Raw genomic sequence first — 17,978 nt, forward strand, 5'->3', positions numbered from 1 at the left:
GTACGGCCGTCGGCGTTGGTCCGTCCCCGTCCGGTCCGGCACCCGACCCGGGCTACTCGAAGCGGGACACGTCTCCGGCGCCCCGGCGCAGGATCTCCGGCTCCGGCCCGGAAAGGTCGATCACTGTCGTCGGCTCCATGCCGCACTCTCCGGCGTCCAGCACCGCGTCGAGCTGGTGGTCGAGCTGTTCCTTGATCTCCCAGCCCTGCGTCATCGGCTCGTCCTCGCCGGGTAGCGTCAGCGTGCTGGACACCAGCGGTTCGCCCAACTCGGCCAGCAGCGCCTGGGTCACCGTGTGCCGGGGTACGCGGACACCGACGGTGCGCTTGCGCGGGTGCAGCATCCGGCGGGGCACCTCCTTGGTGGCCGGCAGGATGAACGTGTAGCTGCCCGGCGTGGACGCCTTGACCAGCCGGAACACGGCATTGTTGATCTGGACGAACTGACCGAGCTGCGCGAAGTCCCGGCAGACCAGGGTGAAGTGGTGCCGCTCGTCGAGATGGCGGATCGCGCGGATGCGGTCCAACCCGTCCCGGTTGCCCAGTTGGCAGCCCAGCGCGTAGCAGGAGTCCGTCGGATAGGCGACCAGGCCGCCGCCGCGGACCAGGTCGGCAACCTGCCGGATCACGCGGGGCTGCGGGTTTTCCGGGTGTACGTCGTAGTACCTCGCCACCCGTCGAGCCTAGCGTTCATCCAATAACTGCACGACGCCGCCCGACCCGTCCACGTCCGCCGGCATCAATGGCCGAAGCCGCTGTCACTGTCGGGCAGCGGACGCGGCACTTTCCTGATGAGGAATGGGCGTTAGATGGGTCTTATCGCGGATATCACTGAGGTAATGGGTGGTGTTGCCTAGCGATCGGGGATGGATTGTGCCGATCGATGTCGGCTGAGACGCCTATCTCCTGACTCGGATTGTCGTGACGTTAAGTGCTCGTCAGGCCCGATTCCTCCTGGTCGCATCACCTTTCCATGATCACGCAACGTAGCCCTCGGTGGGCATGTTGACACGCAGGGTTGCTGGTCCTTACCTTCATGCCACTTGAGCCACGGGGGAGGAGCGGCGTGCACGGTCACGTTGTGCGAAGAAGTGTGTGTCGACGACCAGGCAGATCTGCTTTGAAGGACGGCAGCGTCGCGCTGCCGCGATCGCGCCGCAACGAGCGATGACGGTTGGAGCGGTGGTCCAGGCGGCACCCATACTGCTGGCGGTGGCCGGTTTCGCACAACCGCTGCGGTGAGCATTCATTCTTGATCATGTCGATTGATGTCACCGCGCCTTCGTAGCTACTGTTCCCTGGCGAATTCTCGGCCTGCCCCGCCAGGTTAAGTAATTTCAGACCACATACGGCCCGGGTCCGCAATGAAATTCGTTGCGGCCCTCGGGCCAAACCTTCGTGTCAATCCAGATTTGATGAAATGGGGAACGTAGTGAGAATTCTTGGCCCGCGCATCCGCGTCCGCCCCAAAATCTGGGGACGCGCCTTCGTGGCGGTGGCCGTCGCCGTGGCGAGCGTCGCCGCAGTGCCGCAGGGCGTGCGAGCCGAGGCAGTCGAGCCCGTGTCGAACGGCGCGTCGGCGGCCGCCGAACTGACCGAACCCCAGGCTCTCGCCGCCGCGAAGAGGTCCGGTCATGCCGTCGAGGTCATGGCGTTGAAGTCGGAGTACTCGCGCGTCCTGGCTTCTCCCAAGGGTTCTCTGGTCCTGGAGTCGTATCCGGTCCCACGCTGGGTGAACCGTCGCGACGGCGCGGGTTGGCGCACCATCGACACGTCGCTGCGACAGGCGCCCGACGGTTCGGTCGCGCCGGTGGCAACGTTGGCGGACGTGTCGTTCTCGGCGGGCGGGACGGTCCCCGTCGTGCGCCTGCCCATCGAGAGCGGCGGTGCGGTGTCCCTCGCCTGGCCCGGCACGCTGCCCCGACCCCGGATCGAGGGCGACACCGCGGTCTACGAGTCGGTGCTGCCCGACGTCGACCTGCGCATGCGTGCCCTGGCCGACGGCTTCAGCTGGGTACTCGTGGTCAAGTCGGCCACTGCGGCGATGAACCCGGCGTTGGAGACCCTGCGGCTCCGCCTCGACACCCCAGGGCTGTCCAAGCGGCAGCGCCCCGACGGCGGCTTCCAGGTCGTCGACGACTCGGGCCGCGAGGTGCTCGCCGCCGGCAACGCGCTGATGTGGGACTCGTCCGGCCTTACCACGAACACCACGGCGAACCGCAGTAGAGCGCTCGCGACGTTCGCGGCGCAGGAGAAGCGGGAGGCGCTGCGCACGGTGCCGGATCGAGCCCGCAAGTCGGAGTTGACGACCGAGGTACGCGACGGGGATCTCGTCATCCGTCCGGACCTGGCGTTGCTGCGGGGTAAGGAGACCACCTACCCGGTGGCGATCGACCCGTGGACGACGATCGGCAAGTCGATCTGGGGTTACACCGGCACGCAGAACGCCACCCGTGACGACGGTGTGGCCCGGGTGGGCAAGAACCCGGACGGCTCCGGGAACTACCGCTCGTTCTTCCGGTTCAACCTCGCGTCGCTGTCGGGTAAGACGATCCGGTCGGCGAAGTTCCTGACCGAGATGACTCACTCCTGGTCGTGCGGCTCCACGCCCGTGAACCTCTATCGCACCCAAGAGCTGGGTAGCTCCGGCAAGCAGAGCTGGGACGGCCCGAACCTGATCACCTGGTTGGAGGAACGGTCGGGCCATGCCCACAAGCCGCCCGCGACACCGAGCTGTGACAACGACCCCCAGCCCGACCTGCCGATGGAGTTCGCGGCCTCGAACCTGAAGAACGACATCTCTGCCAACCGGGGGGAGGACAGGTACACCCTCGCGCTGGCGGCCCGGCAGTCCGACGGCACGTCAGAGTCGGAGTCGACCTGGTGGAAGAAGTTCGACCCAGCGATGACCAAGCTGACGGTCGAGTACAACACCAACCCGAACACCCCAACCGCGGCGCAGCTGTCCACGCACGCCGGATACACGGGTCCCGCACAGGCGTGCGTGACCGGCGCGAGCCGACCGATGGTGCGCTCGGACTATCCATGGTTCAAGGCCACGCTCACCGACCCTGACGGCAGCAACGGCGGCAGCCTCTCCGGCGTGTTCACGCTGCAGAAGCTCGTCAACGGAGCCTGGGCCACCCCTGCGGGCTGGCCCAAGACCGATCTCGGCGTCGCACCCGGTGCCAAGGCCGAGATGCAGTCGGACAGCAAGACCGCCAGCGGGGACGTGTACCGGTGGCAGGTGCAGGCCAAGGACACCCTCGGCGGGATTTCGGGCGGGTCGCCTTGGTGCGAGTTCTACGTCGACTACGCCGCACCCACGGCGACGCCGAAGGTGACCCCGGCGGACGGGCTTTACCTGGAGTCCCCGCCGATGGGTACAAACCAGGATGTGCATGGCTCGGCCGGCTACTCCGGCAGGTTCACCTTCTCCGCCAACGGCGCCACCGACGTCTACGACTACGTCTACCAGGTAGCGGGTGGGGCGGAACAGGTGGTGAAGGCTGCCACGCTGGGCGGCTCCGCGACGGTGTGGGTCACGCCGAACTCGATCGGTGAGAACGTGCTGAGCGTCAAGAGCCGGGACCAGGCCGGCAACTCGACCAGCGCGTACGACTACGTCTTCCTCGTCGACAGCCCATCGGCGGCAAAGGCGCACTGGGCGATCAATGAGGGGACCGGCACCACGCTGACGAACACCGTCAGCGGGGGCCAGTCTGCGACCCTCACGTCCAATCCGTCCTGGGCCGAATCCCGCGTCCGCGGTACGCACAAGAACCAGGGCAAGGACTGGGCCGTCAAGTTTCGCGGTGTTTCGGACTATGCCAGCACGTCCACCTCACTGATCGACACCTCGCGCAGCTTCTCGGTCTCCGCCTGGGTTCGCGCCGATGCCGCCGGTGGAGTCGTCGTCTCACAGCCGGGTACGAACAAGAGCCCCTTCGAGCTGCAGTACTTCCCCACGAAACAACGCTGGTGCTTCGTCACGTATGCGGCGGACCTGTCGAACGCTGCCGCGACAGCAGCGCCGGCCTGCGCGACCGACCCCGTCCAGGTCGGGCTCTGGACGCACCTCACCGGCGTATACGACGCCGGCGCCCCTAATCAGCTGGCCCTGTATGTCAACGGGACCCTCAAGGGCACAGGCTCCACCTCGCCCGTCTGGCCCTCCACGGGCCCGCTGCTCTTCGGCGCGGGCCGTGCCGGGTTCCTTACCGGGTGGTTCAACGGGCTTGTCAGTGAAGTCCGGGTGTGGGACCGCGTCATCGACCCTGACATCGACCTTCAACCACTGGTACAGCCTGTGCTGGTGGGGGAGTGGGAGATGGAGGACTACGACTACGACGCTCCACGTCAGGAGGCCGACGGTTCCGGATATCAACGGCCGCTGAACGTCGCCGACGCTCCTTCCGCCGATTGGTCACCTGACGCGGGCTACAACTTCTCCAGCGGCCTCGCCCTGGACGGGCTGTCTGGTAATGCGGCAACCGATGCACCGGTCTTGCGCACCGACCAGTCGTACACCGTTGCGGCCTGGGCCCGCTGGAACGGTGGAACCGGACCACGTACGGTCATTGCCCAGGACGGTAGTCAGATCTCCGGATTCTTCCTGACCTGCCGAAACGACCCCTCCGGTCGTCCCAAGTGGTCGTTGATGACCCGCAACATCGACGCGACGTCGAGTACCTCCCGGACGGTCTACGGCAGCGACTGTATCGCCAACGCGTGGGTCCACCTGGCTGCGGTTCAGGACGTGAATGCGCAGAGCCAGAGCCTCTACGTCAACGGTCAGTTGGCGGGCACCGTCAGTGCCCCGACTCCGTGGAGCGCGGACGGACCCTTCACTGTTGGGCGCTCGAAGTACGGCGTATTGGCGGACTACTTCCCGGGTGACATCGACCGGGTGCGCGCCTGGCAGGGCGCCCTCAGCGGCGCCGACATCGCGGCGGTGTTCGCGGAGGCGTAGCCGCTGGTCGTTCGGGGTGGGGAGCGGCCTGTCGTCCCCACCCCGAACCGACCCTTCGTCCACCACGCCGCACGACCCCCGGCGGCGTGTCGTCACCCCTCCGAGAGGACACGATGAGAACCATCAAACCCGGTCGACCGAACCGCCCCTGGCGGCGTCGGTCGACGTTCGGCGCTGCGAACACGAGGGCACGGCGAGTCGTTGCCGCAGGCCTCTTCGCGGTGCTCGTCAGCACGCTCGGTGGGCAGGTCCCCGCCCAGGCCCAGCAGGCCGCCGAGACCAAGCCACTTGAGGCGCAGCGCTACGAGTCTGTACCCGTCCAGCCCGTCAAGGCCACCAAGCCCGGCCCTGAGCCGGAAGAGTCCGCCGCCAAGGTCACGCGTCCGGCGCCCACCTGGCCTGCCCCGGGCGCCGCCGAGGTGAGCCTTCCCGCGGCCGCCACGAGCGCTCGGTCCGCCGGAGCGGGCGCAGCGGTCCGGGCCGGAACGCTCCCGGTGACGGTACGCCCGGTGACGACGGCCAGCGCCCGGACTACCGCGCCCAACCCGAGCAAGGTGCGGGTCGAAGTCCTGCCGAAGTCGACGGCCGAGGCCGCCGGTGTCCGTGGCGGTCTGTTGCTGCGCGTCGGGCGTACGGACGGTCAGACCGTTGCTGGACCGGTCGAGGTCGGCGTGGACTACTCCGGCTTTGCCTCCGCGTACGGCGCGGACTGGTCCTCGCGTCTGCGCCTGGTCCAGGTGCCGGAGTGCGCCCTCACCACTCCGGGCGCCAAGGACTGCGAGCCGTCGCCGCTGGAGTCGCGCAACGACGTGGGCGCTCGGACGACGTCCGCGTCGGTGTCGGCCTCGGCGATCATGCCGGCGGTGTCGACCACGGACGCGAAGCGGCTGGGCGTGCGCGCGACCGCCGCGATGACCGGCACCATGGTCGCCCTCGTCGCGGGCAGCTCCGGCGGGGCGGGCAACTACTCCGCCTCCAGTCTCGCCCCCTCCTCGTCCTGGACGCACAGTGGCTCCACAGGAAGCTTCCAGTGGTCCTACCCGATGCGGGTTCCACCAGGTCCGGGTGGTCCGTCTCCGAGTCTCGGCCTTTCCTACTCGTCGCAGTCGGTGGACGGGCGGCAGGCCGCGACGAACAACCAGCCGGGAGCCATCGGTGAGGGTTTCGACTATTCCCCGGGCTTCGTCGAGCGCCGCTACAAAGCCTGCGCGGACGACATGGACGATAACGCCAACAACACCGTCGAGACGGGTGACCTGTGTTGGGGGCCGGAAAACGCGGTTCTCTCCCTGGGCGGCTCGTCGATGGAGCTGCTCAAGGGCAGCGACGGGGAGTGGCATCCTCGCAAGGAGGACGGCTCCAAGATCGAGTTGCGGACGTCGCCCGACTACAACAACGGCGACAACGACAACGAATACTGGAAAGTTACTACCGTCGATGGGACGCAGTACTGGTTCGGACGGCACCAACTGCCGGGCTGGAGCGCCGATCGGCCGGTCACCAACTCCGTCCTGACCGTCCCGGTTTACGGCAACAACTCCGGTGAGCCCTGCCACGCCTCGACCTTCGCGGCGTCGGACTGCGGCGGCAAGAAGCAGGCGTGGCGGTGGAACCTGGATTACGTCCAGGACGTGCACGGCAACACCATGTCGCTCTGGTGGACGAAGGAGACCAACTACTACGCCAAGAACCGGAACACGACCTCGCCGGTGGCGTACGACCGAGCGGGCTACCTGACTCGAATCGACTACGGCACCGACAACCGGGACAACACCGAGTACTCGTCGACCAGCCCGTACATCCAGAACGCTCCGGGCCGGGTCGAGTTCACGAACGACGACCGCTGCCTGTCGAACTGCGGCACGAAGAATGCCACCACCTGGCCCGACACCCCCTGGGACCAGGAGTGCACCGCAACGACGAACCCCTGCCTGCTCGGCGCGCCGACCTTCTGGTCGGCCAAGCGGACCACGGTGATCACCACCAAGGCGTGGAAGGCTGCCACGTCGTCGTACCAGCCGGCTGATTCGTGGACGCTGCGGCACAGCTTCCCTGACCCTGGCGACGGTACCCGGGCGGGCCTTTGGTTGGAGGGCATCACCCACCGCGGCTTGATCGGCGCTACCGTGACGGCGCCGGAGGTCACCTTCTCCGGCATGCAGATGCAGAACCGGGTCGACGCCTCCGGTAGCGACTGGGCGCTCGCCATGAACTGGTGGCGGGTCAACTCGATCCGCTTGGAGACCGGCGCCGAGATCTTCGTGACGTACAGCTCGCGGCAGTGCGCCAAGGGCGGCACGATGCCGGCCGCTCTCGATAGCAACGACCTGCGGTGCTATCCGGTGCGGTGGATCCCACCGGGCAAGGTCGATCCGATCACGGACTACTTCCACAAGTACGTGGTGGAGGAGGTCCAGCAGATCGACCACACCGGTGGCGCGCGTCCGCTGCGGACCGCCTACGAGTACGTCAACAACGACAATCAGCCCCTCTGGCACTACGACGACGATGACGGGCTCACCCCCGACGACCGCAGGACGTGGTCGCAGTGGCGGGGCTATCCCACCGTCATCACCTATGTCGGCGAGGGTGCGGAGCGGGTCAAGTCGGAGACGCTCTACTTCCGCGGCATGTACGGCGACAAGCTCGCCGCCGGCGGCACCCGCACAACCCAGGTTCAGGGTCTGGAAGGCGGCCCGGTCAACGACTACGACCATTACTCGGGCACGCCCCGCGAGCAGATTACTTGGCTCGGTTCGACGGTCCTCGCCGCGTCGGTCAACGACATGTGGCGCTCCGACCCGCCGACCGCCACCCGCGCCGGCACGCCCGCGGCAGAGGCCCGTTACGCGCGGGTCGCGGTGGTGCGCAGCCGCGGCAAGACCGACAGCGGGATGCGGAGGTCGACCACCAGCACGACCTTCGACGGTTACGGCATGCCGACGAGTACGCAGGACGGTGGCGATGACGCCACGACCGGCGACGAGGGGTGCGTACAGACCGAGTACGCCCGCAACACCAGCGACTGGTTGCTGACGCCGGTGAAGCGAACGCACGGATGGGCAGGGCCCTGTGCCACCGCGCCGACGGCGGAGAACCAGATCACCGCCGACACGCGGTTCAGCTTCGACTCGCTTGCCTACGGTGCCGCGCCGACCGACGGCCTGGTGACCGCGATCGAGACGATCAACGGCTTTACCGGCGGCGTCCGCAGCTACCAGCAGACATCGACCGCCAAGTACGACGAAGTCGGTCGTGTGGTCGAGTCCACCGACATCGCCGGTGAGAAGACGTTGACGGCCTACACGCCGGCCACTGGTGGCCCGGTCACCAAGGTGGTCTCGACCAACCCGCTGCTCTGGACCGATACCACAGAGCTCGATCCGGCATCAGGGCTGACAATCAAGACCACCGACCCCAACAACCGGGTCACTGAGATGGCCTACGACGCCATCGGGCGGACCACGGCTGTATGGATTCCCGGACGGGACAGGGCGACCTTCCCGTTGGATCCGTCCTCCCGCTTCACGTACAACCTCTCCAAGACGGCACCCTCGTCGGTCACCTCCCAATCGCTGAACGCCAATGGAACGTACGACACCGGGTACGAGCTGCTGGACGCACTCGGCCGACCGCGACAGACGCAGGAAGCCGCCTACGGTGGCGGTCGGATTCTGACCGACAGGTTCTACGACGCGGCCGGCCGGGTCTACAAGGCCAACGCCGCTTACTACAACAGTGGTGCTCCCGGCACCACCCTCTACTCCGGACTCGACCAGGACGTCCCGAGTCAGAACCGAACGTTGTTCGATGGGGCGGGACGGCCGGCGCACGCGCTGCTGTTGGCGTCGGAGTCGAGCGTGCAGGTGGAGAAGGCGCGGACCTCGACCACCTACCACGGCGACCACACGACCGTCGTGCCGTCGGCCGGTGAGTCCGCGACGACTGCCTGGACAGACGTGCACGGTCGGATGGAGAAGCAGTGGCAGTACCACGGCCGAACCGCCACCGGCACCTACGACGAAACCAGCTACGCCTACCACCCGGTGGGCCAGCTGGCATCGGTGAAGGACGCCTCCGGCAACTCGTGGTCCTACACCTACGACATCCAGGGGCGACTGACGTCGTCGACAGACCCAGACTCCGGCACCACGACCCTCCGCTACAACAGCTTGGGCGAGCTGGAGTCGACCGGTGACTCGCGGCCGGACACCCCTGACCTGTATTACACCTACGACCGGCTGGGCCGCCCAAATACGGTTCGCGAGACCAGTCTGACGGGCCAGAAGCGTGTCGAGAACGTCTACGATTCGCCGGCCAAGGGACTGCTGAAGTCGTCATCCCGCTGGGTCGGAGCGGACGAGTACCGCACCGAAACCGTCACGGTGGACGCGCTGTACCGACCGACGCAGACCAGGCTCGTCCTGCCGACCTCGCAGGCAGGCTTCTGCGGGATCGGGGCCACCACCTGCAGCTTCACCTCGAAGGCCAGCTACCGGGTCGACGGGTCACCCAACACGGTGACCCTTCCGGCCGCCGGGGGCCTGAACCAGGAGGTCCTGACCTACAAGTACGACTCGACGTACGCGTTGACCGACAAGCTGGCGACGGACTACGGCGACGTCAGCTACTACGCCATTCAGTCGGGGTACACCAATCTGTACGAGCTGAGCACCCTGACCCGGGCGGCCGAACTGACCGGGGCCAAGTTCGTCCAGACGACGGACCGGTACGACGATGCCACCGGACGAGTCGCGAGCAGCGCAATCTTGCGGTCGACGTCCCCGTCATACATCGCCAACACCTTCTACGACTACGACGAGAGCGGCAACCTTCTCAAGATCGACGACAACTCGGGTGCCCGGCCGCGCGACACCCAATGCTTCACGTATGACCACCAGCGGCGACTGACCGAGGCGTGGACTCCTTCCTCCTCGGACTGCAAGACCACCCCTGCCGCCGAGTCGGAACTGGGTGGTCCGGCACCGTACTGGCAGAAGTGGTCGTTCGGAGCGCCGGACGATTCCAAGGGCCGGATCGGTAACCGGCTGAGGCAGACCGATCGGGGCACCCCGACCGGAACGGTGACCACCGACTACTCGTACCCCGCCGCCAAGGCCGCCCAGCCGCACCGCCTGGACGGCTGGAGCAGGGCCGACAGCACGGGAACCACCACCGGGTCGTACACGTACGACGAGGCCGGCAACACCAAGACGCGGCCCGGACCCGCCGGCCAGCAGGCGTTGACCTGGGACGTCGAGGGCCACTTGGCATCGGTGACCGACAGCGCCGGAGCGAATTCCTACATCTATGACAGTGGTGGCGGCCGCCTGATCGCCAAGGACGCCACGGGAAGCACCCTCTTCCTCGGCGACCAGGAGATCCGTCGCAACGCCAGCACCGGTCAGGTCGACGCCACCCGCTACTACTCCTTCAACGGCGAGATGATCGCCCAGCGGAAGACCACCGGCATCACCTGGCTGGCCAGCGACCACCAGGGGACGTCGCAAGTCAGTGTCGGAACGGACGCCAACCAGACGATCACGCAACGCCGGCAGACGCCGTACGGGGCGCCACGCGGAGCGGCGGTCTCCTGGCCGAACAAGCAGGGCTTCCTGGGTGGTTATCAGGATCCGACGGGTCTCACGCACCTGGGAGCGCGCGAGTACGACCCGACAATCGGGCGGTTCATCTCCGTCGACCCGGTCAACGACCCCGGTAATCCGCAACAGATGCCGGCCTACACCTACGCCGCGAACAACCCGACCACGTACAGCGATCCCAGCGGACGGGTCATCGCGGAATATGCCGGAGTCGACCGCCCAACTACTCAGGAATGGGATTACGACTGCGCTCGCGGCATCAGCGCCTATAAGTGTCAAAACATTATAGAGAATGGTGGAAAGCCTCTCAATACACGTGTCGAAGCGGGTCTCGTCAACAATGAGGTCGTTCACGAGGCTTTGGATTGGACTGCCGCGGTTCCAGTAATCGGAACTGCAGCGGATATAGCGAACGCCTCCTTCTACGCTTATGAGAAGGATTATGTTTCTGCCGCAGAGACTCTGGCGCCCGGCCCTCCGGTCTGTCGAGTACTCCGCGCTATCTGCAAGAAGGTGGAGAAGGAGCTCTTCGGCAAAGCGCAGAAGGTGATCGGCCGGGCGACCAAGGGTCGTTTCGAGCCAAAGATCAACCCCGCCAAAGAAGCCGAAGAGATGAGCAAGATCAAGGCCGAGGCGCGCGCCAAGGAGCTGTCGCCTACGCCGAAGCCACCGCCCCCGCCCGGCAAGAAGCCGGACCCGGGCACCAAGGGCAAGCCCGCCAAGAACAGCACCGGGACGACGACCAATAAGGAAGGCTGCGTCCACAGCTTCGATCCGTCGACCGAGGTCGTCATGGCCGACGGGACCGCTCGGCCTATTGCTGAGGTGGCGGAGGGCGACGAGGTTCTTGCCCACGACCCGGAAACCGGGGTCACCTCCGCTGAACCGGTCGAGGCGTTGCACGTCAACCAGGACGAAGCGCTGACGGACCTGTCGGTTCGGACCGAGGATGGCAAGTTCACCACCCTCAAGACGACCCAGCACCACCCGTTCTGGAGCGAGAGCCGCCAGATGTGGGTCGACGCCGCAGACCTCCAGGCGACGGAGCGGCTCAAGAGCACCTCGGACGACCTCGTAACCGTCGCCAAGGTGCTCAACTTCAGCGGCACCAAGGTGATGCGTGACCTCACGGTCGCGAACGTCCACACGTACTTCGTGTTGGCTGGCACCAGGCCGGTTCTGGTCCACAATTGCGATGACTCAATGGACTTCGTGCACGGCACCACTTCCTCTCATGCTGACAACATCCTGACCAACGGCCTGAGTGGTGACGCGGCTATGCAGAATTCTCATGGTGGCTCGGTCGGGCAGCCTGGAAACCTCTTCACCTACCAGGTGAGGCCTGGTGATTCGGATACCTTGAGCGCAGCGGCAACGTTTGGAGCGAGTCGTGCAGGTCCGGGCGAGCGCCCGGCTATCCTCGTTTTCCGAATGTGTAGATGCACCTACGAACGGCTACGGGCGGAGGGGCATATCACCACCCGTGTCACCGACGAGGTGAGCGGTAGGGTCGAGCACATTTTTGGCCCTGGCGCAATGCCGTTCCTGCAAAAGGTCCATGACCGAAAATTCTGACTTCTGTAGGTGGTGATGCGTTGAGTGATCCTGCCGAATACGACGCGGACATGCCGCGCGTTCAAGAGTACGTAATCAAATTCGAGCGAGTCTTTGCGACTGTACGTCGGTCCCACGGAGGCAGGCCGGCCGATGAAGTTCGCCGGGCACTTCAGGAGGGATTCAACACGGAAGGGCTGGTGGTGTGGAAGGAGGCAATAGATGATGCGGCTAGCCGCATCGCTGGAGAAATAACCGAAATCTAAGTCGAGTATTACCGCCGCACGCGGTGTTGCTTAAGTAGGAAGACCTGAAGCCCCGTCAGTGTGACTGGCGGGGCTTCAGGGGTGACGGCAAGGGCCGGCTTCCCGGTCGACGGTCAATATCGAGTCCTCGCGCCTCGCAGGTGGCCCTGTGATTGCGCTCCTGCTGATGGGCAGGTGGGTCGCTCGGGCGTGATCAGCTACCTGACGAGACGCGGGCCACCACCCTCGGCGCGGACGGTGGAGCCGCCGAGATCACCTCGGTAGGGTAGGTGCCGGTCGGCTCCGACCACCTAGATCCACACCGCCGGGGGGCGCCACGCATGGCTGATTCGTTCGCGCATCTGCACGTGCACACCGAGTACTCGATGCTCGACGGAGCGGCCCGGTTGAAGGACCTGTTCGCCGAGGCCAACCGGCTGGGCATGCCGGCGGTGGCGATCACCGACCACGGCAACATGCACGGCGCGAACGACTTCTACAACCAGGCGATGGCGGCCGGGATCACCCCGATCCTGGGCGTCGAGGCGTACGTGGCGCCGGAGTCGCGCTATCACAAGGCGCGGGTCAAGTGGGGTCGGCCGGAGCAGAAGAGCGACGACGTCTCGGGTAACGGCGCGATCACCCACAAGACCATGTGGGCGAAGAACGCGCAGGGTCTGAAGAACCTGTTCACCCTCAACTCGCGCGCCTCCATGGAGGGGCACTACGTCAAGTGGCCCCGGATGGACATGGAGCTGATCGCCGAGCACGCCGAGGGGATCATGGCCACGACGGGCTGCCCGTCGGGGGCGGTGCAGACCCGGCTGCGGCTGGGGCAGTTCGACGAGGCGCTCAAGGTCGCGGCGAGCTACCAGGACATCTTCGGCAAGGAGAACTACTTCCTGGAGATCATGGATCACGGCCTCTCCATCGAGAGTCGGGTCCGCGAGGGGCTCACCGAGATCGCTCGCAAGCTGGACATCCCGCCGGTGGTGACCAACGACTCGCACTACACGCACGAGGCGCAGGCCACGGCGCACGACGTGCTCTTGTGTGTGCAGACCGGCAGCAACATCGACGACCCCAACCGGTTCCGCTTCGAGGGCGGCGGTTACTTCGTCAAGAGCGCCGACCAGATGCGCGCGGTCGACTCGTCCGAGTTGTGGCAGCAGGGCTGCCGCAACACCCTGCTGGTCGCCGAGAAGGTCGACCCGAAGGGCATGTTCGAGTTCCACAACCTGATGCCACGCTTCCCGGTGCCCGAGGGTGAGACCGAGGAGTCCTGGTTCCGCAAGGAGACCTTCGCCGGGCTGGCCCGCCGCTACCCGAACGGCATCCCGGAGGGGCACGTCGTCCAGGCCGAGTACGAGCTGGGCGTCATCAACCAGATGGGCTTCCCGTCGTACTTCCTCGTGGTCGCCGACTTCATCCAGTGGGCGAAGAACCAGGGCATCGCGGTGGGCCCGGGCCGTGGTTCGGCGGCCGGCTCGCTCGTCGCGTACGCGTTGGGCATCACCGACCTGGACCCGATCCCGCACGGTCTGATCTTCGAGCGGTTCCTCAACCCCGAGCGGGTCTCGATGCCGGATGTCGACATCGACTTCGACGAGCGTCGGCGCGGCGAGGTGATCAAGTACGTCACCGACAAGTGGGGTGAGGACAAGGTCGCCCAGATCGCCACGTTCGGCACGATCAAGGCGAAGGCCGCGATCAAGGACTCGGCGCGGGTGCTCGGCTTCCCGTACGCCGTTGGTGACCGGATCACCAAGGCGATGCCGCCGGCCGTGATGGGCAAGGACATTCCGCTCACCGGCATCTTCGACCCGAAGCACCCCCGGTACGCCGAGGCGGGCGAGATCCGGGGCCTGTACGACTCCGACCCGGACGTCCGCAAGGTGATCGACACGGCCAAGGGCATCGAGGGGCTGATCCGGCAGACCGGTGTGCACGCCGCCGGCGTCATCATGTCCGCCGAGCCCATCATCGAGCACATCCCGCTGATGCGCCGGGACGCCGACGGGGCGATCATCACGCAGTTCGACTACCCGACCTGCGAGTCGCTCGGGCTGCTGAAGATGGACTTCCTCGGCCTGCGCAACCTGACGATCATCGACGACGCGGTCAAGAACATCGAGCTGAACCACGGCCTCAAGCTCGACCTGCTGGGCCTGCCACTGGACGACAAGGCCGCGTACGAGCTGCTGGCCCGCGGCGACACCCTGGGCGTGTTCCAGCTCGACGGCGGGCCGATGCGCTCGCTGCTGCGGTTGATGAAGCCGGACAACTTCGAGGACATCTCCGCCGTCCTGGCGCTGTACCGGCCCGGTCCGATGGGCGTCGACTCGCACACCAACTACGCGCTGCGCAAGAACAACCTCCAGGAGATCACCCCGATCCATCCGGAGCTGGAGGAGCCGCTGCGGGAGATCCTGGCGCCGACGCACGGCCTGATCGTCTACCAGGAGCAGGTGCAGCGCGCCGCCCAGATCCTCGCCGGCTACACGCTCGGCCAGGCGGACCTGCTGCGCCGGGCGATGGGTAAGAAGAAGAAGGAGATCCTCGACAAGGAGTTCATCCCGTTCCGGGACGGCTGCCGTGAGCGCGGCTACTCCGACGAGGCGATCCAGGCCGTGTGGGACGTCCTGGTGCCGTTCGCCGGGTACGCCTTCAACAAGGCGCACTCCGCCGCGTACGGCCTGGTCTCCTACTGGACGGCGTACCTCAAGGCGCACTACCCGGCCGAGTACATGGCCGGGCTGCTCACGTCGGTCGGTGACGACAAGGACAAGATGGCGCTGTACCTGTCCGAGTGCCGCCGGATGCGCATCCAGGTGCTGCCGCCGGACGTGAACACCTCGGCGGGGCCGTTCACCCCGGTCGGCAAGGACATCCGCTTCGGCCTGGCGGCGGTCCGCAACGTTGGCGCGAACGTGGTCGCCTCGATCATGCGGTGCCGCGAGGAGAAGGGCGAGTACGCCGACTTCTACGACTTCCTGTCCAAGGTGGACGCGGTGGTCTGCAACAAGAAGACCATCGAATCGCTGATCAAGGCGGGCGCGTTCGACTCCATGGAGCACCCCCGCAAGGGTCTGCTCGCGGTGCACGCCGACGCCATCGACGCGTACGCCGACGTCAAGCGCAAGGAGGCCGTCGGCCAGTACGACCTGTTCGGCGCCGGCTTCGGCGATGCGGACACCGGCAGCACGACGGTGATGCCGGTGATCGGCGACAGCGAGTGGGAGAAGCGCGACAAGCTGGCCTTCGAGCGCGAGATGCTCGGCCTGTACGTCTCGGACCACCCGCTGTTCGGCCTGGAACACATCCTGGGCGCGGCGGCCGACACCACGATCGCGTCCCTCGCCGAGGACGGCGCGGTGCCCGACGGGGCGGTCGTCACCCTCGCCGGCATCCTCTCCGGGGTGCAACGGCGGGTCACCAAGCAGGGCCGGGCCTGGGCCTCGGCCACCCTGGAGGACCTGGCCGGCGGCGTGGAGACGCTGTTCTTCCCGAACACCTACGAGGTGATCGGGCAGTACATCGCCGAGGACGCCATCGTGGTGGTCAAGGGCCGGGTGGACCGCCGCGACGACACCCCGCGCATCATGGCGATGGACATGTCCATGCCGGACGTCAGCACCAGCGCCACCAACAAGCCGGTCACCCTCACCATCCCGGTGCACCGGTGCACGCCGCCGCTCGTGGAACGGCTCAAGGAGACCCTGGTGCTGCACCCCGGCGACACCGAGGTACACGTGAAGCTGCTCAACGGCGGCCGTACCACCACCCTGCGGCTGGGACCGTTCCGGGTGGCGGCGACGACCGCGCTGATGGGTGACCTCAAGAGCGTCCTCGGCCCCGCCAACGTGAGCTGACCTGGCCGCGGTCCGGCCGGCATGCGCCGGCCGGACCGTCGGGCTCAGTCCCGGTCGGGAGCCGCGATCTCGCGGAGCTGGCCGTCGGTCAGGCGCAGCCACCGCTGTACGCCGATCTCGGCCAGGAACCGTTCGTCGTGGCTGACCACCACGAACGCCCCCTGGTACGCGGTCAGCGCGCTCTCCAACTGGGCGACGCTGACCAGGTCCAGGTTGTTCGTCGGCTCGTCGAGCAGCAGCAGTTGCGGCGCCGGCTCCGCGCAGAGCACGCAGGCGAGCGTCGCGCGCAGCCGTTCACCGCCGGAGAGCACCCCGACGGGCAGGTTGACCCGGGCGCCCCGGAACAGGAACCGGGCCAGCAGGTTCATCCGGCGCGCGTCCGGCAGGCTCGGCGCGTACGCGGCGAAGTTCTCCGCCACGGTGCGGTCGAGGTCCAGCAGGTCCAGGCGCTGCGACAGGTACGCGATCCGCCCGTCGGCCCGGCGGATCTCGCCGCCGGCCGGTTCGAGGTCGCCGTTGACGAGGCGCAGCAGGGTCGACTTGCCGACGCCGTTCGCCCCGGTGAGCGCGATCCGCTCCGGACCCCGGATCACCAGGTCGGCGCCGTCTCCGCCGAACAACTCCCGGTCGTCGAACCGGGCCCGCATCCCCGTACCCGTGAAAACCGTCCGTCCGGCCGGGACGGTGGTGTCCGGCAGGTCGACGACGATGCGGTCCTCCTCGCGGACGGCCCGGCCGGCCTCGTCCAGTCGGGCCTTGGCCTGACCGAGGCGGCTGGCGTGGGTGTCCTGGGCCTTGCCCGCCGACTCCTGCGCGCTGCGCTTCAGCCCACCGGCGACGATCCGGGCCAGCCCGGCGTTCTTCAGGTTCTTCGAGGCGTTACTGGCCCGCCGGTCGGCGCGTTCACGGGCCTGCTGCATCTCCCGCTTCTCCCGCTTGACCTCCTGCTCGGCGTTGCGCAGGTTGCTCTCGGCCACCTCCCGCGCCGCCTGCACCGCCTCGGTGTACGCGGTGAAGTTGCCCCCGAACCACCGGATGTCGCCGCGCTCCAGCTCGGCGATCCGGTCCATCCGATCCAGCAGCTCCCGGTCGTGGCTGACCAGCAGCAGGCACCCGGACCAGTCGGTGAGCACGTCGTAGAGCTTGTGCCGGGCCGCCACGTCGAGGTTGTTGGTCGGCTCGTCGAGCAGCAGCACGTCCGGGCGTCGGAGCAGCTGCGCCGCCAGCCCGAGGGAGACCACCTGGCCGCCGCTGAGCGTGTGCAGCGGCCGGTCGAGCGACAGGTCGCCCAGACCGAGGCGATCCAGCTCGGAGCGGGTGCGCTCCTCGATGTCCCAGTCGTCGCCGATGGTGGCGAAGTGCGTCTCGCTGGCGTCCCCGGCCTCGATGGCGTGCAGCGCCGCGATGCGTTCGGCGACGCCGAGCACCTGCGCCACGGCCAGGTCCCCGGCCAGCGGCAGGGTCTGCGGCAGGTACCCGAGCAGACCGTCGACGGTGACGCTGCCGCCGCTGGGCCGCAGCTCCCCGGCGATCAGGCGTAGCAGGGTGCTCTTGCCGGCGCCGTTGGGCGCGACCAGGCCGGTGCGACCGCCGGGCACGCTGAAGGACAGATCCGAGAAGACCGGGGTGTCGTCCGGCCAGGAGAAGGACAGGTTCGAGCAGACGATGAAAGCGTCAGACATGGTGCGTGACCTCAAGGGTGGGCTGGGCGTGCGTAAGCCGCCCGACGACGA

The 17,978-nt window shown here is 67.1% G+C and carries 5 protein-coding genes; 3 read left to right on the forward strand and 2 right to left on the reverse strand.

Annotation, left to right across the window (positions count from 1 at the left end; genetic code table 11):
- Positions 1-52: 52 nt before the first annotated feature.
- Positions 53-673 (reverse strand): L-threonylcarbamoyladenylate synthase, encoded by a 621-nt coding sequence (locus ABZ272_RS30900; protein ID WP_355053468.1) that lies wholly within the window; start codon positions 671-673, stop codon positions 53-55.
- Between the two features lie 746 nt (positions 674-1,419).
- Here ABZ272_RS30900 and ABZ272_RS30905 point away from each other — a divergent pair.
- The 3 genes from ABZ272_RS30905 (at position 1,420) to dnaE (ending at position 16,245) form a co-directional block, all read left to right on the forward strand.
- Positions 1,420-4,971, forward strand: a complete 3,552-nt coding sequence (locus tag ABZ272_RS30905) for a LamG-like jellyroll fold domain-containing protein (RefSeq protein ID WP_355053469.1) — start codon at positions 1,420-1,422, stop codon at positions 4,969-4,971.
- 221 nt (positions 4,972-5,192) lie between these two features.
- Positions 5,193-12,149, forward strand: coding sequence for a polymorphic toxin-type HINT domain-containing protein (locus tag ABZ272_RS30910; RefSeq protein WP_355053470.1), 6,957 nt, complete (start codon positions 5,193-5,195; stop codon positions 12,147-12,149).
- Between the two features lie 565 nt (positions 12,150-12,714).
- On the forward strand, positions 12,715-16,245 hold the full coding sequence (dnaE, locus tag ABZ272_RS30915; protein WP_355053471.1) for a DNA polymerase III subunit alpha: 3,531 nt from the start codon (positions 12,715-12,717) through the stop codon (positions 16,243-16,245).
- A 44-nt stretch (positions 16,246-16,289) separates the two neighbouring features.
- Here dnaE and abc-f read toward each other — a convergent pair whose 3' ends face one another.
- Positions 16,290-17,927: a ribosomal protection-like ABC-F family protein gene (gene abc-f, locus ABZ272_RS30920; RefSeq protein WP_355053472.1), complete on the reverse strand. Its 1,638-nt coding sequence runs from the start codon at positions 17,925-17,927 to the stop codon at positions 16,290-16,292.
- Between the last annotated feature and the right edge of the window lie 51 nt (positions 17,928-17,978).

The organism is Micromonospora sp. NPDC005979, assembly GCF_040614415.1.
Taxonomy (GTDB): domain Bacteria; phylum Actinomycetota; class Actinomycetes; order Mycobacteriales; family Micromonosporaceae; genus Micromonospora.